Below are 21,686 nucleotides of genomic sequence, written 5' to 3'. Positions count from 1 at the left end.
AGACAAACTTACTATGAAAGTGATGGAGGAAATAAGAGATGAAAAAGTGGAAGTACTTAACTATGACAGCGGCTCTAGGCTCAGCTTTACTATTAGGAGCTTGTGGTTCAGAAACAGAGACAGAGACAGAACAAGGCACAACAACTGGCAGCGAAGCAAATGAGCCAGCAGATACTGGCGAAGCACAATTAACTGGTTCCGTTTCAGGTGATGGTTCATCAACTGTAGCACCTATCACAGAAGCTCTTGTTGAGGAATACGGAGCTGTTCAATCAGGAGTACAAGTATCAGTTGGTGTATCAGGTACAGGCGGTGGTTTCGAGAAATTCATCGCTGGAGAAACTGACTTCTCAAATGCTTCACGTCCAATTAAAGAAGAAGAAAAAGCTAAATTAGAAGAAGCTGGAATTGATTATACAGAATTTCAAGTTGCATTCGACGGTTTAACAGTAGTTGTTAACCCAGAAAATGACTGGGCTACTGAATTAACAGTAGATCAATTAAAACAAATTTGGATTGAAGATGGCAGCACTAAAAAATGGTCTGATATCGACCCATCTTGGCCAGATGAAGAAATCGTATTCTACTCACCAGGTACTGACTCAGGTACTTACGATTACTTCGATGAAGTTATTTTAGAAGGCGAAGCATTAGTTAAATCTGCAACATTATCAGAAGATGACAATGTGTTAGTTCAAGGTGTTGCTGCTGATAAAAATGCTATTGGTTTCTTCGGTTATGCATACTACTTAGAAAACCAAGATAAATTAACTGCTGTATCAGTAGACGGTGTTGCCCCAACTAACGAAACTATTGAGTCTGGAGAGTATACTCCACTTTCTCGCCCATTATTCGTATATGCAAAAAATAGTGCGTTAAAAGAAAATGAAGCATTCTATGATTTCATGAAATACACATTAGAAAACGCAGGTGCAATGGCTGAAGCTGTTGGTTATGTAAAATTACCAGATGAAAAGTATCAAGAAGGTTTAACAACTTTAGAAGGATTAAAATAATTCATTACATCAAGTAGTTACATCAAGTAAATATATGTGTGGGGCCCATACCTCATAAAATTGGTGGGTGCTTCACACATTTTCTAAAATGTCTAGACTAAAGCGCTCGTCCCCTCGAGGTTGTTTCGGGATATCCATAGTGTGTCAATGTCAACTGTACACATTAAGATTCACCGAAAAACAAGGATGTGCTAATGCGGTATTGCCACAGGGAGTGGTACTATTGCCGTTCAGCGCTTAACGGGGCTAACCTAGCACTTTAGTCTTTTCTCACGTATATTGAAGGGAGTTTGTATTATGGCTTCTCATGGTTTAGAGAAGGGTCAATCAGTACAACAATTGATTGCACAATCTCGCAATAAAAAAGGAAAAAAAATTATAGAAAAATCTATGCCGATATTGTTAATTATTACTGCTTTAATTTCAGTTTTCACAACAATTGGCATTGTTTTCACGCTAATTTTTGAAACGTTTGAATTTTTTCAGAGGGTATCAATTACCGATTACATTTTCGGAACCGAATGGATGCCTTTCTCAGGTAATGAACCAACATATGGTATTTTACCTTTAGTACTAGGTACATTAAAAGTTTCGGTAATCGCAGCACTTGTTGCAGTACCATTAGGGATTGCTGCGGCAATTTACTTAAGTGAATATGCATCAGATAAAGCACGTCGTATCATTAAACCAATATTGGAAGTTTTAGCAGGTGTGCCAACAATCGTTTATGGATTTTTCGCTTTAACTTTCATTACACCAATATTACAACAATTGATACCGTCGCTGAAAATATTCAATGCACTGAGCCCAGGGATTGTAGTTGGTATTATGATTTTACCAATGGTTGCATCTTTATCAGAAGATGCGATGAGTTCAGTTCCGAATTCAATTCGTGAAGGGGCGTTAGCTTTAGGTGCGACAAAATTAGAAGTATCTTTAAAAGTCGTGTTGCCTGCAGCTTTATCAGGGATTATTTCTTCTGTTGTTTTAGCAGTTTCACGTGCAATTGGTGAAACAATGATTGTATCCCTAGCTGGAGGAGCTACACCAAGATTTGACTTTAATGTAACTGATTCGATTCAAACGATGACTGCATATATCGTTCAAGTATCATCAGGAGACGCAGGTTACGGTACAACAATTTATTATTCTATTTATGCAGTAGGTTTTACATTATTTATTTTCACATTATTAATGAATCTATTAGCACAATACATTTCGAAGCGCTTCAGGGAGGAGTATTAAGATGAAATATATAAATAATACTGTAGTAATGAAGCGTATGAAGACAAGATTAAATCTAAATAAAATCTGGAAAATGATTTTCTTATTTGCAACATCATTGGCATTGCTTGCTTTAGTACTGTTATTAATTCGTATCATTTCACAAGGTACTGGCTATTTAAACTGGGACTTCTTAAATAATTTTGGTTCCCGTTTCCCTGAAAAAGCAGGAATAAAAGCTGCATTAGTTGGTTCGTTCTATCTAATGCTTGTTATCGCTCCGGTATCCATGTTTATTGGTGTTGGAACTGCGATTTATTTAGAAGAATATGCAAAGAAAAATAAAATTACAGATTTTATTCAAATGAATATTTCGAATTTAGCAGGTGTACCATCGATAGTTTTTGGATTACTAGGGTTAACGATTTTCGTTCGTATGTTTGCACTAGGAAAAAGTATTTTAGCTGCTGGCTTTACGATGAGCTTATTAATTTTGCCAGTTATTATTGTTGCTGCTCAAGAAGCTATTCGTGCAGTCCCAAAAGAGCAAAGAGAAGCTTCTTATGGTATGGGTGCTACAAAATGGCAAACTATCACAAGAGTTGTATTACCGTCTGCAATACCAGGGATTTTAACAGGAAGTATTTTGGCTCTATCCCGTGCAGTAGGTGAAACAGCACCACTCGTTGTATTAGGTATTCCAGTAATATTACAATTCTTGCCTGATGGTTTGTTAAGTCAATTTACAACACTGCCATTGCAAATTTTTGATTGGGCGAAACGACCACAAGAAGAATTTCAGTATGTTGCAGCTGCAGGTATTATTGTACTGATGATTTTCCTTGTGATTATGAACTCTATTGCGATAACTATTCGCAATAAATTCCAAAAACGATATTAAGGGTGTGTAAAACGTGGTAGATCTAAAGACTAAAAATGAAAATGAAAAATTAATTATAAAATCTCCTTCACAAGTTGATCGTGAGGCTTCACCTTCAATAGAAAAAAGCACTGTATTCGAAACGAAAAATTTCGATCTATGGTATGGAGACCATCATGCATTAAAAGATATTAATTTAAGTATTAAAGAAAATGAGGTTTCTGCTATTATCGGACCTTCTGGATGTGGTAAATCTACTTACATTAAAGCATTAAATCGTATGGTAGAGCTTGTACCTTCTGCAAGAACAACAGGTGAAATTATTTATCGTGGACGCAATATTTTTGATGCATCATATGAGGTTGAAGAATTGCGTACACGTGTTGGGATGGTGTTCCAAAAACCAAATCCATTCCCAAAATCAATTTACGATAATATTGCATACGGTCCGAGAATTCATGGGATTAAAAATAAAAAAATCCTTGATGAGATTGTAGAAAAATCGTTACGTGGAGCAGCAATTTGGGATGAGGTAAAAGACCGTTTAAACCAAAATGCATACGGTTTATCTGGTGGTCAACAACAACGTATCTGTATAGCACGCTGTCTTGCAATCGAACCTGATGTTATTTTAATGGATGAACCAACATCTGCTCTAGATCCAATTTCTACTTTAAAAGTGGAAGAACTTGTTCAAGAGTTAAAAGATAATTATTCAATTGTAATTGTTACACATAACATGCAGCAAGCAGCTCGTATTTCTGATAAAACTGCCTTTTTCTTGAATGGTGAAGTTGTAGAATTTGATAATACGGATAAAATTTTCTCAACCCCAACTGACCAACGTACAGAAGATTATATATCTGGCCGCTTCGGATAAGAAGGGATGGAAGCATATGGGAATTCGTGACCGTTTTGATCATGAAATTGATGAACTGCAAAAAGATTTTCTTATTCTTTGTGATTGTAGTATCCAAAATCTAGAAGACTCATTTGCTGCATTAATTGAAAAAGATATCGAAAAGGCGCAAGAAATTATTAATCGAGATGTCGAAATAAATCGTATGGAAGAATCCATTAATGATCGTGTTATAAAGCTAATGACTAGACAACAGCCGGTTGCTACTGATTTGCGTCGGCTTGTTGTACTATTAAAGGCTGCAGCAGATATGGAACGTGTAGGAGATTACGCAGTAAATATCTCAAAGGAAACCATTCATATTGGAAAAGAACGATTTATTACTTCAGTTGAACTACTCGAAGATATGTTTTTTAAAACTACAACAATGTTAAGACAAATTGTAGAAGCTTTTCTAGAGGAAAATATAGCAAAGGCAAAAGAAGTTGCAGAGCTTGATGATCAAATAGATGAGATGTACGGTAGTATGATTACTCATTTAATGCGATTAAGCTCAGTTGTGCCTGAAAGCATTTCACAAATTACTTATTTATCCTTCGTAAGTCGACACATTGAACGCTGTGCAGACCATGCGACAAATATAGCAGAGTATCTTTTATATTTAAAAAAGGGTCAACGTTATGATTTAAATAATTAATTCAGTGATGAGATATGCTTTGGAGTAATTGAATATAATTTGAATAGACATTATGTTAATTAGTTAGCCTTTGTCGCGTATATGTGGCGAAGGCTAGCTTTTTAAATAGATTATAAATAAGTTTTTTGCGAAATTGTTTGAATAGCAGAAAAATTTATAATAAAATGATTGTAATCGAATACGAAGCGATGATGAAAAAGAGTAGTATTATGAAGTGGCAAAGAGAACTGGCGGTTGGTGTAAGCTAGTGCATGACATAATATGAATGGGTTTTCTAGCTCTAGTATTGAAAGATTAGTAGGTACTAGCGTTTGTTTACGTTACAACAGTTGAGTGGACTAAATCGTATGTTCTTATGTTAGCTAACAACAGAAGAGCAATTGTATTTTGAGATTTAGTCAATGAAGGTGGCACCACGGCTTTTCCGTCCTTTTGTGATGGAAGGCCTTTTTTATATTTCTAGATTACGCTATCAAAGTCCCTCGAAGTGGATTTGCGTCCAATGGAATGCTGGAAGTCTTATCGATTCGGGTATTACTTTTAGGGCTTAAATAATGTGAGTTATGTCGAGAGTACGAAGCGGTATTTTCAACGATGAGCAGTTATGGGGGTTAGCGTATTCTTAGGTGCATAGAAGAGTTGAGATGAGAAGGAGAGAGTTGAGATGACTGTTGAAGTGAAAAATTTCGTCATTCATGAGTTGCAAGGAGACATGATGACCCCAATATCTATTTTTGGGAGTTTAAAAGGGAAACATAAGGTACTATTTGAATCGTCCGCAAAACACGAAGAAAGTGGTAGATACTCATTTATTGCGGTAAATCCAATTGCAGAGTTAAAAGGGGACAATAATCAATTCTACTATCAGTATGAGAATAGTGAGCTCAAATTTGAACAAGGTTCTGTATTAAAAAAATTACGTGATATGATACAGATTCAAAATGGGCAATACCCATTTTCGTTTTTTGGAGGAGCAATAGGTTATTTTGGTTATGATACAGCTTTTTACAATGAAAAAATAGGAGATTCATTGCAAGATGAACTAAATATGCCAGATGTGCATGTTTATTTTTATGATACGTTTATTGTATTTGACCATCTACTACAAAAAGTATTTATAGCAGCAATTGATTTATTTCAAACAGGCCGTACTGAAGATGAAATGAAAAATGCAGTTAGCAAACTTGAGAAGGAAATAAAAACGGGCATAACCTTTACAGAGGATCAGCCAATTTCTATACAATTTGAACCATCAATAGAGAAAGAACAGTTTATCCAAATGGTTGAAAGGGCAAAGCAGCACATTGAAAGAGGAGATATTTTTCAAGTAGTACTGTCACAGCGCTTTAAAGCGAATTTTACTGGTAATCCATTTGCGCTGTATAGAAAATTGCGTACTTCAAATCCATCACCATATATGTTTTATGTTGAATTTGATGATTACACAATTTTAGGAACTTCTCCGGAGAGCTTAGTGAAGGTTAAAGATCGAATGGTTACAACAAATCCTATTGCAGGAACAAAGCCTCGAGGCAATTCCATAGAAGAGGATTTACAGCTTGAAGCGCAGCTTTTAAAAGATGAAAAAGAAGTGGCAGAACATCGTATGCTTGTAGATCTAGGACGAAATGATATCGGTCGCGTGAGTAAAATAGGGTCTGTAAATGTAAGCAAATACATGATAATCGAGCGATATAAGCATGTAATGCATATTGTTTCAGAAGTAATCGGTGAATTGCGTGAAGATGTTCATGTAATTGATGTGCTAACTTCTTGCTTACCTGCAGGAACTGTGTCAGGTGCACCAAAAATACGTGCGATGCAAATTATTAATGATCTCGAACAATCAAAACGTGGAGTTTATGCCGGCGCAATCGGCTATATTTCTATCAATGGCAATATGGACCTTGCCTTAGCAATACGGACAATGATTGTAAAAGATTCGAAAGCGTATGTTCAAGCTGGTGCTGGAATTGTTTATGATTCCGTTGCACAATCAGAATGTGAAGAAACGCTAAATAAAGCAAAAGCACTATTGGAGGTACAAAGATGATTTTACTTATCGATAATTACGATTCATTCACATACAATTTATATCAACAAATTTCAGGTTTAGGAAAAGAAGTTAGTGTAGTAAGAAATGATGCATTAACAATTCATGATATACGCAATTTAAATCCTGAAGCTATTGTTCTTTCACCTGGGCCGGGCACCCCTTCTGAAGCGGGTATTACGGTGTCTGTAGTTAAAGAATTATATAAAGAATTTCCGATTCTTGGAATTTGCTTGGGCCATCAATCGATTGGCGAAGCATTTGGAGGCAAAATTGTCCGTGCGGAAAACATCATGCATGGTAAACTTTCAAACTTGGACTATAAACAAAAAAGTTTATTTAAACATTTGAATGAGGATCTTTCAGTAATGCGTTATCATTCACTTGTAATAGATCCTTTAACATTGCATGAGGATTTAGAAGTTATCGCAACTTCAAGTGATGATGGGGAAATTATGGCTGTTCAGCATAAACAGTATCCAACTTATGGGTTGCAATTTCACCCTGAATCAATTGGTACGAAAACTGGTACGAAAATGATTGAAACATTTTTAGATGAAATATATCTTACGAAAGCAGTTTGAGGAGAAACATATGATCGAGGCTGAAAAAATATTGAATCATTTAACATTAACAAGCGACAACGCTGAACCTCATCTTTTACAGCTTTTTCAATTGTTAAAGGATGGAAAAATTTCATTAACAAATCAAATTGCTGAAGTAATGCTTCGATTCCCAACAGAAATAACACCATTCCTTTTTGATGTTTTTGGAAATCTTGAAGAGTCTGTGGATTTAAAGGCAGCATGTTTACAGCTCTTAGTTCCTAACGTGCCGTTCTTTGTGAAAATAGCGTTGGAAGATGAACTACAGCGCATCGCAAACAATCCTACAGAGGAAGAAAAGGGCATTAACCTAGATAAAAAAGCGCATGAAGTTTTGAATGGTTTTATTTAAAGCAAGGGAAAATGCTCAGTACTGATGAAACATAGCTTATACAAATTTATTGTTTAATGATTATTTATTAAAAAAACCCCAATTGTTAGGCTTTGTATCTAACAATTGGGGTACATTACTTATTGCGTCTTTTTTATAGATATTTTTGAATTTCATCTTCAAATTTAAAAGGCTTGTCGGCGGGGGCAAACCGTTTAACTGCGTTTCCATCTCTGTCTACTAAAAACTTCGTAAAGTTCCATTTCACTTTTTTCCCGAATAGACCCTTTGTTTCTTCTGTTAAGTAATTGAATAAAGGGTGGGCATTTTCTCCATTTACTTTGATGATTTCATGCATTGGGAAAGTAACACCGTAAGTGAGTCGACAAGCTTCAGCTGCTTCAACGCCAGAACTTAACTCTTGTTTAAATTGATCTGAAGGAAAACCAAGAATAACAAGTCCTTGCTCTTTATACTTTTTATAGAGCTTCTCTAATTCATCAAATTGGTTTGTAAAACCGCATTTTGAAGCAGTATTTACAATTAGGAGCACTTTCCCTTCATAACGCTTTAAGGAATAGCTCTCACCATTTTCTGTAAGTACATCAAAGTCATAAACTTTCATCTAATCCCTCTTTTCCAACTAATATTGTAAGTGGTTTTCGAGTGTTTCAGTTTTCCGATTTAATACTATAAGTGTAACAGCTAGTGTAAAGGAAGTAATCAAAAAAGCACTAATAAAAGCGATTACACCGTTCCAACCCCAGCTTGACCAGAAAAAACCAGCAGTTGTACCGCCGACACTAGAGCCAAAATAGTAGGCAAATAAGTAGAGGGAGGAGGCTTGCGCTTTATCTTTTTTAGCGCGGAAGCTTACCCATCCGCTTGCAATTGAATGTGAACCGAAAAAACCGAATGTAAAAATTACTATGCCGATAATCTTAATAAATAGGTTTACTGGTAAAGTGAGCAAAGCACCTGTAAACATAATGCAGATGCCGGTAAGCAGTACCTTTTGTCGACCAAATTTATCTGAAAGACTACCGAACCAAGTAGAGCTGAATGTTCCTACTAAATAGACGATAAAGATCCAACCAACTACACCAGGACTTAAATTATACGGTGAACCTAATAGCTTATAGCCGATATAATTGTAGAGTGCGACAAATCCTCCCATAAGTGTAAAAGCTACACCAAATAAACAAATTAAACCTGGATCCTTTAAATGGAAAAATAGCGATTTCGTTAATGCTTTAAGATTAAGCTGTCTTGCTATGAAATTTTTTGATGAAGGCAATGCCCAAACAAAGTAAGCACTAACTGCCAAACTTAGTAATCCGATCGTGATCATGCCAACTTGCCAGCCAAAAAAATCTGTCATTGTTCCCATAATAATTCGACCAGCTAGACCTCCAACAGAGTTGCCGCTAATGTAAAGCCCCATCGCTACACCTAAACTAGAGGGCTCGACTTCTTCACCTAAATATGCCATTGCAATTGCTGGAACGCCGGCAAATACAAACCCTTGGGCAATACGCAACAATAATAGCATTTCAAAGGATGGAGAAAAGGCAAGTGCAACGGTTAAAATGGATGCTGCAAAAATAGAAAACGTCATTAACCGTTTTCGGCCCCATGCCTCGGATAAGGAACCAAACAATATTAGACTAATAGACAAAGCTACTGTTGATAAAGAAAGCGAAAGACTCGCGACTGCGGGGGATACATTATACTGTTCGGAAAACTGTGGGAATAATGGCTGTGTTATATAAAGATTAGCAAATGTAATAAACCCGGCTGCAAATAAAGCAAGGTTAGCTAATTTAAATTGCTTCGTACCTCTTTGTAAATAGCTCATGATGATTTCGCCTCTTTAAATTTTTACATCTTTTTGAACTTCATTAGTAACTTTATTATAATAAAAAGACCTATATAATGATAATTCATTGTTTTTATCTGTCTTATAAATAAAAGTAATAAGGGAGAACGTTAAATGGATTTTAATTCATTGCAATATTTTAAGGTAGTAGCAAAGTATGAGAATATGTCACGTGCTGCTGAAGAATTGCATATAACACAACCTGCATTAAGCAAATCGATTTCATTATTAGAGCAGTCTCTTGGTGTCGATTTATTTGATCGGCAAGGACGTGCTATAAAATTAAACAGATATGGTAAATTTTTTTTAGAGAGAGCAGATTTTATTTTAAAAGAATATGAACGTGCAAGGGAAGATCTTGCAAATTTAGTGTCTCCGGGTCATGGTGAAGTGTCAATTGGCTTTATGCATACATTGGGGCTTGAAGTAATTCCATCCCTCATGACAAATGTCAAGAAAGTATACCCACATATGAAGTTTCAACTAACTCAAAGCAATTCTAGCTCCATTTTAAAAAAACTCGAACTGGGGGAGCTAGATTTATGTTTAATCTCCTCATTAGATACTAATGGTGACGTTATTTGGGAAAAGCTTTGGGATGACAAATTATTTTTAATTGTGCCAGAAGGCCATCCATTAAGTAAGAGAAAAAATGCAAAGGTAGTAGACTTTGCAAATGATCCATTTATTTCAATTAAAAAAGGCAATTCATTACGTAAAACTGTAGATGAATTGTTTAAAAGAGAAGGATTTAAATTGAATGTTGCATTTGAGGGGGAAGAGGTTCATACAGTTGCAGGGTTGGTTGAAAGTGGTTTAGGGGTTTCTTTAATACCACATATTAAAGGACTTGATCAATATAAAGTTCATATTATTAATGTTGATGGGGAGGATTGTAAGCGGGAAATAGGTTTAGCTTATTTAGAAAATCGATTCAAAAGCGCAGCGACGGAACAATTTGCGAATTTTATTCGAAGTTATTTTAGTGAAGGGTACGACCGACAAGATATTTTGCGACTGAATCATCACCTTAACCCTTTTAATGCTAAATAAATAAAGGACTGTTCAGATATTTGCTTTTCTGGACAGTCCTCATCTTTTATTCAGTTTTTTTACCAGTAATCATATTTGCGATTTCTTCAATAGTCATTGATGAGTTTAAATTATATTGACCTGTTTGAAGAGATCTTGCATATTCGGGCTGAGCCAAAAACAATTCCATTTCGACACTGTTGTTAATAACACCTAAGTCTTTTATTTTTTTGGCAACCTCAGCAGGTGTCAAGCCTGAATATATGTATAGAGTTCCTGTAACGATATCTTCCGCTGGCTGTTCCTCGATGGCAGTAGACTGATTTGTTTGGTTTTCTTCATTACTGCTCTCTGATTTATTTTCACTTGAAGCAGCTTGTATTTCTTTGGTTTGAGTGTTTAGTTCAAGTGATTTTATTTTTTCTTCTGCTTCTTTTAATTGTAGTTCAAGATTCGTTATTTTTTCTTCGTATTGCTTAATGCTTTTATCACTGTCGTTACTTAGGCCTAAGGGAATGTGAAATAGATTAGAAACTGTAAGCAATGCTCCGATTAAAAAACAAGCAATCCCAAAAGCGCGAACGGATGACCTTTTCATCGATTGCCTCCATTATGTATAATACTTACAACTTGATCTTTTGATAGAGTAGACATTTTACTAATTTTTTCAATTGAATAGCCTTGTCTGTTTAATTCAATTACTTGACTTACTAAAATTTCATTAATTTGCTTCATCTTGACATTACTTGTTTTATTTAATTGTTCTGCAAACACTGTACTTTTAGATTCTATTGGCTGCTTAGTGGCAGCTGGAGATTTGACAGTGAAATTTGGTTCAAGGAACAGTTCTTCTTCTACTACTTTTAATCTTTTCTTTAATGTATTTGTTTCTTGATAAATACTAATAGATAATTCTTCTAAATCTTTTTCCAATTTTTTTGATGAATCTTTTAGGAAAAATGATAGTATGATACAAGCAATGCCGATGATTAATAAAATAGTTGATAATCCCACTTTTGTTCCTCCACATAGAGCTTTTTTACTGATAAACTTTTGAATGATACAAGCCTAAGTCCGCTAGCTTTTTTAGTTGACTATATGTCCCGCGGTCGAAAGCGGAAAATTCAGACCTTCAGAATTTAAAAGACATGTACTAATGCCGACCAGTTAGTAATAATACGATAAAAGTCGTGTTGGCTACTAATGCAGCTAGCAATTTAGCTTAACTTATTTTAACATACGAAAAGTTAATAATAAATGATGCTAGATTTTTTTTCAGATTATGTTATAATGATTTAGTCGTATAAATCATGCTCAAGATTACAATTATCGATATAGAGTGGGAGGGTTAATAATGCGCGTAAACATTACATTAGCTTGCACAGATTGTGGCGAACGTAACTACATTTCTAAAAAGAACAAACGTAACAATCCAGAGCGTCTTGAACTTAAAAAATATTGCTCTCGCGAGAAGAAATATACTCTTCACCGTGAAACTAAGTAAGCATTATTGCCAAAACCACAAGTGGTTTTGGCTTTTTAATTATTGGTTCCATTACCTTTTTACTTATTAATGATTAGGGAATGATTAATGTGGATAAAAAAGAACTGCGTAAAATAGTTAGACAGTATTTAAATAGGATGTCGAATCAACTTTATTATCAATCCTCATTTAATATAAAAAAACAATTATTAAAAGAGCCTTCTATAATAGAAGGAGATACGATTGCTATTACGATTTCCAATAAGCCAGAGGTTGATACAAAAGAGATCATTGAATCCTTATGGAGCAATAATAAAAAAGTTGTCGTTCCAAAGTGTAATCCAAAGGAACGTTCAATGGATTTCTATGCGATACAACATTTTCAACAACTGGAAAGTGTATATATGGATTTGCTAGAACCAATCCCAGAGGTTACAGAACATGTCGCCGCTGAAGAAATTGATTGTATAATCGTGCCAGGAATCGTCTTTGATTGCTATGGATATAGAATTGGTTATGGCGGTGGCTATTATGACCGTTATTTAGAGCAATTTAAAGGTCCTCTTATTTCATTAGCATTTGACATTCAAATAGTTGAATCTATACCTTATGAACCGCATGACTTGCCCATTGATCTAATTATTACTGAAAGCAAACGAATCGATTGTGCTAACAACCGAAAGGAAGTGTAAGAAATGAAATCAATGAAAGATATCTATGACTTATTAAAACAATACGGAACTTACATATATACTAGAGACCGAATAGGAGATCTTATTCTAATGGAAGATGAAATCCGTGAATTATTTAAAGCAAGGGTAATTGATGTGAAGGATTTTCAAATGGCGATACACCTTATAAGACAAGAGGCTTCCAAATTAGAAATGCAGGAAAAAAATGCAGAGTCCTAAAAGTATTAAGCTGGTAAAAATATTTAATTAAAAAGTTATTAATTATAATACGTGGATACAGGAAAAACACAAAAAATTCATTTTGTGTGGGAAGAATGAAGCATTTATTATTAGAAATTGTTTCAATTAGTTGATAAAATTCCCTTGTTCGTATAAAATTTTCAAAAATGTAACATTAACTGATATTGGAAATAGAGCAGTGGACATCTACATCCACTGTTTTCATTTGGGAACCTTTTTGTAAATAAAACGTAAATATATCTAAGGACTAGAAAAGTTTGTAAATTTTATTTCTGTACTGCTAATTTTCTGCATATTTATGTTTTGTTAAGTTTTTATTGCGTGCAGACGGAAAAAGGCTTAAGATATAGTTTGCTTCTTGTTTTAGCATTAATTTACTGTAAATTTAATTGAATTAATTATTTCAACTTTATATTAATTAAGTAGAAAGGGATGTTAGGAATGAAGTCTTTTAAGTGGCCTAAACATTCGATATTAGCTATTGCCATACTCGCGACTTGGATTAAAACAGTGATTGTATATCACACAAGTTTCGAGATGGATATTGAAAATTCAATGCAAGAATTTATTTTAATTATAAACCCATTAAGCTTCCTACTGTTTGTATATGGCTTATCGCTATTTTTTAAATCAGAAAAAGCACGCAACCGATATGTAATATCAATAAGCGTATTTTTATCGATTGTGTTATTTGCGAACGTTGCGTTTTATCGGTTCTATAATGATTTTATAACATTGCCGGTCTTATTCCAAACAAGTAATTTTGGTGAATTAGGCACATCGGTTGGTGCAATTATTACTTGGCTCGATATTTTATATTTTATTGATGTTATCATTTTAATTGCAGCAGTTAAGTTTTTACCAAAAGTAAAAGATCAAATGCCGGTTCGAAAAGAATTTCGTCGTGCTTACTATGTACTTTCAATTGCTGTTTTATTCCTAAATTTAGGATTAGCAGAAACTGAACGCCCACAGCTATTAACACGCAGTTTTGATCGTGAGTTATTAGTGAAAAATATAGGAACGTATAATTATCACTTATATGACATTTATATTCAGTCTAAATCTTCCGCTCAACGTGCATTAGCAGATGGCAGTGAACTTGTAGAGGTTGGCAACTATGTTCAGGCAAACCAAGCATCAGTTAATGAAGAAATGTTTGGCAAATATAAAGGTCGTAATGTAATTGTCATTTCTTTAGAGTCATTACAGAACTTTGTCATAGGCAATACAATGAACGGAGAAGTTATTACACCGTTTTTAAATTCATTAGTTAATGATAAAGATACTTATTATTTCAGTGATTTTTACCATCAAACTGGATTAGGTAAAACATCAGATTCAGAATTTATCGTTGAGAACTCGTTATTTGGTTTAGGACGCGGTGCAGTTTTCTTCACTCATGGTGGAAATACGTATAATTCAATGGCAGAAAAGCTTGGCGAAAATGGCTACTTTACTAATGTAATGCATGCAAATAACAAGTCATTCTGGAACCGTGATATGATTTACCAATCATTGAATATTCAAAAATTCTATGATATCGATTCTTATGATGTGAATGAAGAAAATTCAGTGAACTGGGGATTAAAAGATATTCCATTCTTTGAGCAATCTGCTGAACTAATGACTGAAATGCAACAACCATTCTATTCAAGAATGATCACTCTAACAAATCACTACCCGTTCTATTTAGAAGAAGAAGATATTATGATTCCAGAATACAATTCTAATTCTGGCACATTGAATCGATACTTCCAAACAGTACGCTACTTAGATGAATCAATTAAAGTATTCTTCGAACAGTTAAAAGAAAAAGGCTTATATGATAATTCAATCATTGTTATGTACGGAGATCACTATGGTATTTCAGAAAATCATAATAAAGCGATGGCAATGTATTTAGAAAAAGATGAAATTACAGCTTATGATAGTGCATTACTTCAATCAGTACCATTATTTATCCATATTCCTGGCTCTGGTGAAGGTAAGGTAATGGATGAAGCTGCTGGTCAAATTGATATTAGACCAACAATTTTACACCTTTTAGGGATTGATACATCAAACGATATGCAATTAGGTGCAGATCTTTTCTCTAAAGAGCATGAAGATTTTGTTATCTTCCGTGATGGTCGTTTTGTAACGGATCAATATGTTTATGCTGGTGAAGTATGTTATGATCGTGATACTGGCGAAGAAATCGATATAAAAGCGTGTCAACCGTATATCGACAGAGCAAATGTTGAGCTTGAATATTCAGATGAAATCATTAATGGAGATCTATTGCGTTTCTATGATGATGAATCAATAAATTTAAGTCAGGAACAGAATGCTGTTAAAGAATAAAAAAACGGCGTAGCCAATTGTGCTGCGCCGTTTTTGTTGAATTGCAAGAATGTTTATTAGTAAATAACGAAAAAACGAGATACCATATTGATACCTCGTTTTTTCAATAAAATTAGTGTAATTTTGGTGGATAGCCTTGATTTAAAACTGTCATGACTACGAACCAACCAAAAATAGCAGCAGTAGCAAGACTAAATACTAAAGAAAGAATGTTCTTTTCTTTAATTGCTTGGAATATGTTCACTACTGCAAAAATTGCCACTAAAGCGAAAATAACCATTAATAAGTTCATTAATAAGACACTCCTTTCGACATCAGAAAATGAATGTCGCAAAACAATATTCCTTCTTTATTGTAAAGCACCTTCAACAGTTTGTCGAGAAGAAATAATGGACATTGTTTGAACGTAGAATGTACTTTTCTTCTAATGCATGTATAATATTCAAGAGGTGATAATGGTGTTGAATGTAAAAGTTTTTAGCTTAGGACCAGTACAAACTAACTGCTATATTGTAAGTAATAAACAAAAAGATTGTCTTATTTTTGATCCAGGTGAAGAGGCGTCAAAAATAATTAAAGTAATCCGTTCCAACAATTTAAAGCCAATTGCAATTTTCTTAACTCATGCACATTTTGATCATATTGGTGCCGTTGATGAACTAAGGGAAATATTCAATATTCCTTTATATATTCACGAAAAAGAAGTAGATTGGTTAGGCGACCCGATGAAAAATGGTTCAGGAAGATATGCAGAGCTTCCAAATTATATTGTAACCAAACCGGATGAAGAACATGTAATTAGAAGTGAACAAAAATTTGAGCTTAATGGATTTGCTTTTCAAGTTGTATTTACTCCTGGACATTCTCCTGGCAGTATTTCTTATATTTTTGAGGAGGATGGATTTGCAATTGTAGGGGATACATTATTTGAACAAAGTATCGGACGAACAGATTTGCTTGGAGGTTCAATGGAAGTTTTACTAAAGTCTATCCATGAAAAGCTTTTAATTTTACCAGAAGAGTTTATTATTTACCCGGGTCACGGTTCTTATACTACTCCTGGAGCAGAAATGGATAGTAATCCGTTTTTAAACGGTTTTTAATTAGTAAGTAAGAGGGCATGCTCATTTTCGAGCATGCTTTTTTACTAAGAAATTACGTTAAAAGTGTGTGTTTTGAGAAAATAAAAAACATCGACTGAATATGCCAGTCGATGTCGTTTATTAATGACCTGCACCAGGTACATGGATAAAAGTAGTATAATACGTAAATCCAGCGAAGAATATAGTTAAATAAGCTCCGAAAATGTACATGTACATGCGTTCTGTTAGGTTTAAAAAGCCTAATAATAAGAATAATACAGTATTACCTACAAATAATAGCGAAACCTCGTACATATCACCTAGATAGAACATAACGGCAAAAATACCTGTCCAGAATGCCATAACTTTATACATGTTACTCATGAAGAATCCCTCCTTTTACCACGCGATACAATAATCTCAACTTTTATTATAAATGATTTTGAACAATAATGTAAACTGCTACTTCAATTTTGTTTGTGACAATCAAGTGGAAATTATTATACATTTATTTTAATATATTAATTTCGTACTTACAAAGGTCACAATCATGAATCATGCTTTCGAATTGGATGAAATCATTTTGTTGAAATAGTGCGTCGATTTGGCCTCTTAAATAAGATTCATGTAGCGAGCAGACAATTTCATTATTTGTAGATATTTGATTTTTAAACGGACAATTATAAATTGTAAATAGAATCTTCTTTCCGTTATTTGTATTTTCGATTTGAGGGATATATCCAATCATCGATGCTGATGAAGATAGTATCGCAAGTTTTTCTTCGAAGTCCATTAAATAATTTACTTTTTGTTCTCTAGCAAGTAAATTTTTCATTTGCTCATATCCATCGTCATAGCTAATTTTTTTTACAGTTTCTATTGCGCTTGGACCAAGTTGTTCGATCAGTTGTAAAGTCCATTTTAATAATTTATGATCTTCTCGTTTTGGAAAGCTTAAAACAACACCTTGCTCAGAAGCTTTATAAACTCTACCTGGGCGGCCGCCTTTACCAGATTTCACAAAATCAGCGGAAATAATATTAATTTCTGACAGCTTAGTTAAGTGTAATCTAGCAACATTTGGATGAATGTTAAATTGATCAGCGATATCCTGAACAGTGAAAGGCTTTTTTTGTTGCAGCATATATTCGTATATCTGATATCTCGTTTCATCTGCTAATGTACTCGTAACTTTTAACGGATGAAGCATTAAAATCACCTCTTATGTTATATTTTGGTACTTTATTTATATTTTAGCTATTCTAGCTTTGAAATGATAGTAGAAATGAAAAAAACTACTTTTAGTTTTTAAACTAATATGGAAATTTTATTTTTCGATTCATAAAAAGCTATTTTCTGCAAATTTGATGGGGAATTTTAAATATTAAAGGGAAAAATGCCTCCAAATAAAAATGTTGGGAAAAGGGGTTTTCCTTTTTAAAAAGGCATTATATACTGTGTTTAATTAATTTGCGGTCACTAATATTACTACAGAGAAGAGGTGTTTTTTATGGACATTGAATCGGTAGTAGAAAATAAAAGTATACAACTTTTATTAAAAGCATTGCATTTCGGTGCATCTGACCTCCATCTATTACCAACAAACGATAACTATGCAATTTATTTTCGAAAATATGGAAAGCTGTTTCCTGCTGGAAATATCCCATTTGAATTAGGAGAAAGAATGATATCTTACTTTAAGTTTTTATCTTCTCTTGATATCAGCGAAAAAAGAAAGCCTCAAAGCGGGTCCTTTCAGAGGGAATTTCTAAAAAGATTATTTGCTTTCCGTGTATCCACACTGCCATCTGTTTTTAGAAGAGAAAGTCTTGTCATTCGCCTCATGCTTCAAAACTCTCGTCATCCTATTTCTTCACTTTGCTATTATCCAAAGTTCTCTGAAAAGTTAATTGGATTAGTATCCAACAAGCAAGGCCTCCTGTTATTTTGTGGTGCTACAGGATCTGGAAAAACGACAAGTCTATATTCACTCGTTCATTATTGCAGTAAAACACTTGCTCGTCATGTTATTTCTTTAGAAGATCCTGTAGAAAGTAATCAATCACATTTATTGCAAATTCAGGTGAATGAAAGGGCAGGGGTAACATACGCTGTCGGTTTAAAAGCAATTTTAAGACATTCGCCAGATGTTATTATGATTGGCGAAATAAGGGATCAAGAAACAGCGAACATTGCAGTCCAAGCAGCCTTAACTGGTCATCTTGTGTTATCAACTGTTCATGCAAAGGACACGGTTAATTGCTTATTCCGATTAATGGATCTTGGTGTCTCGATTGAAGAGATGAGACAAGCACTTCTTGGAATTGTTGCTCAATGTTTAATACAGGTAGGCAATACAGAAGAGAGAAAAGCATTATTTGAAATATTAAGCGATACTTATTTGGAAGAAGCGATAGCTGCCACTATTCAAGGAGAGGAATATGTACTGCCAAGCTTTGAAACATTGTCCCATCAAATGAATCGTATAGAGGTGAATGAGAAACATGTTTCAACTACCTTTTGAGTTGAAAAAAGCCATTCGATTTCGAAAGGGTAATGGGAAAGTCAAACAAATTCCTTCCCTTTTTAATAGAATGAGTTCTTTGTTAGAAGAAGGCTATACATTTTCGGATTCCATTAATATGTTGCTGCCCTACCATGTGGAAAAAGTGGAATTTTGGCGTGGCAAAATTCAGGAAAATCTACGGGAAGGTGCCAATGTAGTAGATATTTTGCAAAGTCTAGCAGTGCCTAACCAATATTTAATGCCAATTAAAATCGCAGAAGAGAATGGAGAAATGGCATTGGCACTAAAAAATGCTGCAATGCAAATGGAGTTTAATGAAAGGATGCGGAAAAAACTAATCAATTTATTAGCTTATCCACTGCTTTTAATAGTCATTTTGACAAGTGTATTTATTGCCTTCCGTAAGTACTTCCTTCCTAATATTACAGAAATAATAACTTCAAATACAAATGAAAATTCATCTAGTATAAATGTATCGATAATTTTTCTTCATTTGCCGGATTTTCTTTTTATCATTGCAGGAATCGCTGTTTCCATTTCAATTATTTTCTCCGTTTATATAAAAATGCAAAGAACACAAAAACAAATAAACATTCTATTAAAAATTCCTATAATAAGTTATTTTTATAAATTACAACTTACGAGACATTTTTCTAGCGTTCTTGGAGGACTTCTTGTTGCAGGCTTTTCACTTCAACAAGCCTTAGCTGTTATTCAAGAACAACAATTGAACAAAACACTTTCATACGTTACAACAGTCATTGAAAAAAATGTGAAGTATGGAGACTCCCTTTCAAATACGGTGTCGATTATGGCTGTGTTCTTTCCAAAATTTGAAGACTTTATAAAACATGGAGAAAAGAGTGGTTATCTTGGACGGGAACTGCTTATTTATTGTGAACTGTTAGATGAGAAACTTCAATCCATTATTAAAACTGCTATTGCATTTGTACAACCACTATTTTTTTTAATTATTGGTATATGTATTGCGGTGGCTTATTTAAGTATTTTGCTGCCAATGTATGAGTTAATCGAAATTATTTAAAAGAGGTGAAGTTTTTGAAAGCAAGTAATGAGGATGGATTTACATTAATAGAGATGCTAATTGTCCTTCTAATCATATCCGTGCTTATTTTAATAACGATTCCGAATGTGACAAGACATTTTGAGTCTATAAATGAAAAAGGTTGTTCCGCACTTGTTCAGATGGTACAAGGACAAGTGGAAGCCTATAAAATCGACTTTAAAACAACGCCTACTATTCAGGATTTAGTCGACAATGAATATTTAAATGATGACAAAACATCATGCCCCAATGGTGATGAGATAGTCATTCAAAGTGATGGAAGTGTGAGTGTCAAATAACAATGACGGAAATAAGGATAAGCAATAAGCGAGTAGGATGTAATACAGCGTGATGAAAGGAATTTTGAAAAATAATAATGGCTATACACTGATAGAAATGTTGATAGTGCTTTTTATCGTAGTGACAATCAGTTCGATTGTGTTTCAATTTACGATTAAATTAACTGAGAAGCGTGTTGTCGAACAATTTTTTAACCAAGTAATGTTAGATTTACAAAGAGTCCAGGCGCTTGCTATTGAGGAGGATAGAACTATTACTTTTGTATTTATAGACACCAATACGTATAAAGCATATTACGAGTTAGGTGGAAATAGTATTTTGGAGAAAAGTTTTCCGAAAGGAATTGAATTAAATATATATAGCAATTTAAAGAAAATCGAATTTTATCCTTCGGGAGAAATCGGGAAATTCGGAACTGTATTATTTAATACCCCATTTGGAGAAAAACGGTTAATTGTCAATATGCAGAAAGGTAGATTAAGACTCAATGAATAGTAAAGGTATTTCATTTGTTGAAACTTTGCTTTCAATCTCTATTTTGTTTATAATAGCAGGATTGCTAATTCCACTTAGTCATAATATGAAAAGTTTATTATACAATAAAAAGCTGGAGCTTCACGCTTCAGAAACTGCATATGAAGCGGCAAAAATAATTCATAATGATTACAAGACAAGTGGCGTCAATGTTATTGATGATGTCGAATATTATTGGTTTTACGACGGAAGGAAAATTTGTATTGAATTTAAAAACTTAAGCGGAGAAAGGAAGAAATGTATCAATCAACAAGGAGAAGTTTAAAAAATTCACAGGGCTATACATTGATGGAAGCCCTTTTTCAAGTTGCGGTGTTTGTATTATTCAGTCATTATTTAATCCTAATATATTTCTGGATTAGCCAAATGAACAATTCACTACTTTCTAATGAGCACGTGGCTTGGGAATTGTTCGTTCAAGATGTTCAAAAATACTTTCTTAATATTGAAGAAATAACAGTTTCAAAAAGAATGGATGAAGTCGAGATAAAGCAGATTAATTCCACTGATAGAAGACAATTAGATCGTTATGGTGATATTATTAGACTTCAAACAAACAATAAAGGATACATCGCCATGATTATAGGAATAAAGGATGCTAAGTTCGAACTAAATGAGAGTTTTCTTACCATTAAAGTTGAATTCCAAAATGGTTTAAAAAAGGAGAGAACTTTTTTTGTTGAACTATATAAAGAATGAAGAAGGTGCAACGTTTGCGGTTGCAATAATGCTGCTCTTTTTAACTACCATTTTTATTACCTATTATGTTATTTCGTTTGAAGCTCAAATAAAAACATATAATTCGTTGGTAAAATTCTAAACTACTAGTTATATCAATAG

At 33.9% G+C, this 21,686-nt stretch carries 28 protein-coding genes and 1 other annotated feature; of the genes, 21 read left to right on the top strand and 7 right to left on the bottom strand.

Annotated features, from left to right (window positions below; genetic code table 11):
- Positions 1-38 precede the first annotated feature (38 nt).
- The 8 genes from MKY04_RS12990 to MKY04_RS12955 all read left to right on the top strand — a co-directional run bounded on the left by MKY04_RS12990 (position 39) and on the right by MKY04_RS12955 (position 7,686).
- A complete protein-coding gene (locus MKY04_RS12990; RefSeq protein WP_126296160.1) occupies positions 39-1,016 on the top strand; it encodes a PstS family phosphate ABC transporter substrate-binding protein in 978 nt (325 codons plus the stop codon).
- 297 nt (positions 1,017-1,313) lie between these two features.
- A complete protein-coding gene (gene pstC, locus MKY04_RS12985; RefSeq protein ID WP_126296161.1) occupies positions 1,314-2,261 on the top strand; it encodes a phosphate ABC transporter permease subunit PstC in 948 nt (315 codons plus the stop codon).
- 1 nt (position 2,262) lies between these two features.
- Positions 2,263-3,141, top strand: a complete 879-nt coding sequence (pstA, locus tag MKY04_RS12980) for a phosphate ABC transporter permease PstA (protein WP_346234553.1) — start codon at positions 2,263-2,265, stop codon at positions 3,139-3,141.
- Positions 3,142-3,193: 52 nt separating this feature from the next.
- Entirely contained in the window at positions 3,194-4,000 is an 807-nt protein-coding gene (gene pstB / locus MKY04_RS12975) for a phosphate ABC transporter ATP-binding protein PstB (protein WP_221766342.1), read from the top strand.
- Between the two features lie 16 nt (positions 4,001-4,016).
- Entirely contained in the window at positions 4,017-4,676 is a 660-nt protein-coding gene (phoU, locus tag MKY04_RS12970) for a phosphate signaling complex protein PhoU (protein ID WP_126296164.1), read from the top strand.
- A 179-nt stretch (positions 4,677-4,855) separates the two neighbouring features.
- Positions 4,856-5,111 (top strand) — a binding site (T-box leader).
- A gap of 229 nt (positions 5,112-5,340) precedes the next feature.
- The gene (gene trpE / locus MKY04_RS12965; RefSeq protein WP_346234552.1) at positions 5,341-6,729 is read left to right on the top strand and encodes an anthranilate synthase component I; all 1,389 of its coding nucleotides are present in this window, start codon (positions 5,341-5,343) and stop codon (positions 6,727-6,729) included.
- Positions 6,726-7,313 (top strand): aminodeoxychorismate/anthranilate synthase component II, encoded by a 588-nt coding sequence (locus MKY04_RS12960; protein ID WP_126296166.1) that lies wholly within the window; start codon positions 6,726-6,728, stop codon positions 7,311-7,313. The genes trpE and MKY04_RS12960 overlap by 4 nt, the downstream gene beginning before the upstream one ends.
- A 10-nt stretch (positions 7,314-7,323) precedes the next feature.
- Positions 7,324-7,686 carry a DUF5071 domain-containing protein gene (locus tag MKY04_RS12955; protein WP_185807828.1) on the top strand — a complete coding sequence of 121 codons (363 nt, stop codon included), beginning with the start codon at positions 7,324-7,326 and terminating at the stop codon, positions 7,684-7,686.
- Positions 7,687-7,819: 133 nt separating this feature from the next.
- On the opposite strand, the gene MKY04_RS12950 is transcribed toward MKY04_RS12955, so the two are convergent.
- Together MKY04_RS12950 and MKY04_RS12945 are read right to left on the bottom strand one after the other, a co-directional pair.
- On the bottom strand, positions 7,820-8,290 hold the full coding sequence (locus MKY04_RS12950; protein ID WP_126296168.1) for a glutathione peroxidase: 471 nt from the start codon (positions 8,288-8,290) through the stop codon (positions 7,820-7,822).
- 18 nt (positions 8,291-8,308) lie between these two features.
- Complete coding sequence (locus tag MKY04_RS12945) at positions 8,309-9,523, bottom strand: MFS transporter (RefSeq protein WP_126296169.1); 1,215 nt, start codon at positions 9,521-9,523, stop codon at positions 8,309-8,311.
- Positions 9,524-9,658: 135 nt separating this feature from the next.
- Here MKY04_RS12945 and MKY04_RS12940 point away from each other — a divergent pair, with 135 nt between their 5' ends.
- Complete coding sequence (locus MKY04_RS12940) at positions 9,659-10,597, top strand: LysR family transcriptional regulator (protein ID WP_126296170.1); 939 nt, start codon at positions 9,659-9,661, stop codon at positions 10,595-10,597.
- A gap of 46 nt (positions 10,598-10,643) precedes the next feature.
- Here the strand turns inward: MKY04_RS12940 and MKY04_RS12935 are convergent, their stop codons facing one another.
- Entirely contained in the window at positions 10,644-11,174 is a 531-nt protein-coding gene (locus MKY04_RS12935) for a hypothetical protein (protein ID WP_126295608.1), read from the bottom strand.
- Positions 11,171-11,590, bottom strand: a complete 420-nt coding sequence (locus MKY04_RS12930) for a hypothetical protein (RefSeq protein ID WP_126295609.1) — start codon at positions 11,588-11,590, stop codon at positions 11,171-11,173. Before MKY04_RS12930 ends, MKY04_RS12935 begins: the two co-directional genes overlap by 4 nt.
- A 340-nt stretch (positions 11,591-11,930) precedes the next feature.
- Here MKY04_RS12930 and rpmG point away from each other — a divergent pair, with 340 nt between their 5' ends.
- From rpmG to MKY04_RS12910, 4 genes are all read left to right on the top strand, one after another.
- Positions 11,931-12,080, top strand: a complete 150-nt coding sequence (gene rpmG, locus MKY04_RS12925) for a 50S ribosomal protein L33 (protein ID WP_008408521.1) — start codon at positions 11,931-11,933, stop codon at positions 12,078-12,080.
- Positions 12,081-12,169: 89 nt separating this feature from the next.
- Positions 12,170-12,751: a 5-formyltetrahydrofolate cyclo-ligase gene (locus tag MKY04_RS12920; protein WP_126295610.1), complete on the top strand. Its 582-nt coding sequence runs from the start codon at positions 12,170-12,172 to the stop codon at positions 12,749-12,751.
- Between the two features lie 3 nt (positions 12,752-12,754).
- The gene (locus MKY04_RS12915) at positions 12,755-12,970 is read left to right on the top strand and encodes a YqgQ family protein (protein ID WP_126295611.1); all 216 of its coding nucleotides are present in this window, start codon (positions 12,755-12,757) and stop codon (positions 12,968-12,970) included.
- Positions 12,971-13,432: 462 nt separating this feature from the next.
- Positions 13,433-15,337 (top strand): LTA synthase family protein, encoded by a 1,905-nt coding sequence (locus tag MKY04_RS12910; RefSeq protein ID WP_126295612.1) that lies wholly within the window; start codon positions 13,433-13,435, stop codon positions 15,335-15,337.
- Between the two features lie 112 nt (positions 15,338-15,449).
- Here MKY04_RS12910 and MKY04_RS12905 read toward each other — a convergent pair whose 3' ends face one another.
- A complete protein-coding gene (locus MKY04_RS12905; RefSeq protein WP_126295613.1) occupies positions 15,450-15,629 on the bottom strand; it encodes a DUF2759 domain-containing protein in 180 nt (59 codons plus the stop codon).
- Positions 15,630-15,792: 163 nt separating this feature from the next.
- Between MKY04_RS12905 and MKY04_RS12900 the strand changes: the two genes are divergently transcribed.
- A complete protein-coding gene (locus MKY04_RS12900) occupies positions 15,793-16,440 on the top strand; it encodes an MBL fold metallo-hydrolase (RefSeq protein WP_400194672.1) in 648 nt (215 codons plus the stop codon).
- A 120-nt stretch (positions 16,441-16,560) separates the two neighbouring features.
- On the opposite strand, the gene MKY04_RS12895 is transcribed toward MKY04_RS12900, so the two are convergent.
- Together MKY04_RS12895 and MKY04_RS12890 are read right to left on the bottom strand one after the other, a co-directional pair.
- On the bottom strand, positions 16,561-16,803 hold the full coding sequence (locus MKY04_RS12895; protein ID WP_126295615.1) for a DUF2626 family protein: 243 nt from the start codon (positions 16,801-16,803) through the stop codon (positions 16,561-16,563).
- A 124-nt stretch (positions 16,804-16,927) separates the two neighbouring features.
- A complete protein-coding gene (locus tag MKY04_RS12890; RefSeq protein WP_126295616.1) occupies positions 16,928-17,629 on the bottom strand; it encodes a helix-turn-helix transcriptional regulator in 702 nt (233 codons plus the stop codon).
- 300 nt (positions 17,630-17,929) lie between these two features.
- Here MKY04_RS12890 and comGA point away from each other — a divergent pair, with 300 nt between their 5' ends.
- From comGA to MKY04_RS12855, 7 genes are read left to right on the top strand one after another with little or no spacing between them, the layout of a single operon-like run.
- Positions 17,930-18,943 (top strand): competence type IV pilus ATPase ComGA, encoded by a 1,014-nt coding sequence (gene comGA / locus MKY04_RS12885; RefSeq protein ID WP_126295617.1) that lies wholly within the window; start codon positions 17,930-17,932, stop codon positions 18,941-18,943.
- A complete protein-coding gene (comGB, locus tag MKY04_RS12880; protein WP_281274633.1) occupies positions 18,924-19,991 on the top strand; it encodes a competence type IV pilus assembly protein ComGB in 1,068 nt (355 codons plus the stop codon). Before comGA ends, comGB begins: the two co-directional genes overlap by 20 nt.
- A gap of 5 nt (positions 19,992-19,996) precedes the next feature.
- Positions 19,997-20,311 carry a competence type IV pilus major pilin ComGC gene (gene comGC, locus MKY04_RS12875; RefSeq protein ID WP_126295619.1) on the top strand — a complete coding sequence of 105 codons (315 nt, stop codon included), beginning with the start codon at positions 19,997-19,999 and terminating at the stop codon, positions 20,309-20,311.
- Between the two features lie 52 nt (positions 20,312-20,363).
- Positions 20,364-20,807, top strand: a complete 444-nt coding sequence (locus tag MKY04_RS12870; RefSeq protein WP_246020444.1) for a prepilin-type N-terminal cleavage/methylation domain-containing protein — start codon at positions 20,364-20,366, stop codon at positions 20,805-20,807.
- The gene (locus tag MKY04_RS12865; protein ID WP_126295621.1) at positions 20,800-21,111 is read left to right on the top strand and encodes a hypothetical protein; all 312 of its coding nucleotides are present in this window, start codon (positions 20,800-20,802) and stop codon (positions 21,109-21,111) included. The genes MKY04_RS12870 and MKY04_RS12865 overlap by 8 nt, the downstream gene beginning before the upstream one ends.
- Positions 21,084-21,545: a competence type IV pilus minor pilin ComGF gene (gene comGF / locus MKY04_RS12860; RefSeq protein WP_346234551.1), complete on the top strand. Its 462-nt coding sequence runs from the start codon at positions 21,084-21,086 to the stop codon at positions 21,543-21,545. Before MKY04_RS12865 ends, comGF begins: the two co-directional genes overlap by 28 nt.
- Entirely contained in the window at positions 21,523-21,666 is a 144-nt protein-coding gene (locus MKY04_RS12855) for a hypothetical protein (RefSeq protein WP_346234550.1), read from the top strand. Before comGF ends, MKY04_RS12855 begins: the two co-directional genes overlap by 23 nt.
- Positions 21,667-21,686 lie beyond the last annotated feature (20 nt).

Source organism: Lysinibacillus telephonicus (assembly GCF_039654155.1).
GTDB classification, from domain to species: domain Bacteria; phylum Bacillota; class Bacilli; order Bacillales_A; family Planococcaceae; genus Ureibacillus; species Ureibacillus telephonicus.
This window is presented reverse-complemented; position numbering and strand designations above follow the sequence as displayed.

Excerpts from the sequence above, each read along its gene's own strand:
- MKY04_RS12990 (WP_126296160.1), top strand. The coding sequence starts at position 39 with ATGAAAAAGTGGAAGTACTTAACTATGACAGCGGCTCTAGGCTCAGCT.
- pstC (WP_126296161.1), top strand. The coding sequence starts at position 1,314 with ATGGCTTCTCATGGTTTAGAGAAGGGTCAATCAGTACAACAATTGATT.
- pstA (WP_346234553.1), top strand. The coding sequence starts at position 2,263 with ATGAAATATATAAATAATACTGTAGTAATGAAGCGTATGAAGACAAGA.
- phoU (WP_126296164.1), top strand. The coding sequence starts at position 4,017 with ATGGGAATTCGTGACCGTTTTGATCATGAAATTGATGAACTGCAAAAA.
- trpE (WP_346234552.1), top strand. The coding sequence starts at position 5,341 with ATGACTGTTGAAGTGAAAAATTTCGTCATTCATGAGTTGCAAGGAGAC.
- MKY04_RS12960 (WP_126296166.1), top strand. The coding sequence starts at position 6,726 with ATGATTTTACTTATCGATAATTACGATTCATTCACATACAATTTATAT.
- MKY04_RS12955 (WP_185807828.1), top strand. The coding sequence starts at position 7,324 with ATGATCGAGGCTGAAAAAATATTGAATCATTTAACATTAACAAGCGAC.
- MKY04_RS12950 (WP_126296168.1), bottom strand. The coding sequence starts at position 8,290 with ATGAAAGTTTATGACTTTGATGTACTTACAGAAAATGGTGAGAGCTAT.
- MKY04_RS12945 (WP_126296169.1), bottom strand. The coding sequence starts at position 9,523 with ATGAGCTATTTACAAAGAGGTACGAAGCAATTTAAATTAGCTAACCTT.
- MKY04_RS12940 (WP_126296170.1), top strand. The coding sequence starts at position 9,659 with ATGGATTTTAATTCATTGCAATATTTTAAGGTAGTAGCAAAGTATGAG.
- MKY04_RS12935 (WP_126295608.1), bottom strand. The coding sequence starts at position 11,174 with ATGAAAAGGTCATCCGTTCGCGCTTTTGGGATTGCTTGTTTTTTAATC.
- rpmG (WP_008408521.1), top strand. The coding sequence starts at position 11,931 with ATGCGCGTAAACATTACATTAGCTTGCACAGATTGTGGCGAACGTAAC.
- MKY04_RS12915 (WP_126295611.1), top strand. The coding sequence starts at position 12,755 with ATGAAATCAATGAAAGATATCTATGACTTATTAAAACAATACGGAACT.
- MKY04_RS12910 (WP_126295612.1), top strand. The coding sequence starts at position 13,433 with ATGAAGTCTTTTAAGTGGCCTAAACATTCGATATTAGCTATTGCCATA.
- MKY04_RS12905 (WP_126295613.1), bottom strand. The coding sequence starts at position 15,629 with ATGAACTTATTAATGGTTATTTTCGCTTTAGTGGCAATTTTTGCAGTA.
- MKY04_RS12900 (WP_400194672.1), top strand. The coding sequence starts at position 15,793 with ATGGTGTTGAATGTAAAAGTTTTTAGCTTAGGACCAGTACAAACTAAC.
- MKY04_RS12895 (WP_126295615.1), bottom strand. The coding sequence starts at position 16,803 with ATGAGTAACATGTATAAAGTTATGGCATTCTGGACAGGTATTTTTGCC.
- MKY04_RS12890 (WP_126295616.1), bottom strand. The coding sequence starts at position 17,629 with ATGCTTCATCCGTTAAAAGTTACGAGTACATTAGCAGATGAAACGAGA.
- comGA (WP_126295617.1), top strand. The coding sequence starts at position 17,930 with ATGGACATTGAATCGGTAGTAGAAAATAAAAGTATACAACTTTTATTA.
- comGB (WP_281274633.1), top strand. The coding sequence starts at position 18,924 with ATGTTTCAACTACCTTTTGAGTTGAAAAAAGCCATTCGATTTCGAAAG.
- MKY04_RS12870 (WP_246020444.1), top strand. The coding sequence starts at position 20,364 with ATGAAAGGAATTTTGAAAAATAATAATGGCTATACACTGATAGAAATG.
- MKY04_RS12865 (WP_126295621.1), top strand. The coding sequence starts at position 20,800 with ATGAATAGTAAAGGTATTTCATTTGTTGAAACTTTGCTTTCAATCTCT.
- comGF (WP_346234551.1), top strand. The coding sequence starts at position 21,084 with ATGTATCAATCAACAAGGAGAAGTTTAAAAAATTCACAGGGCTATACA.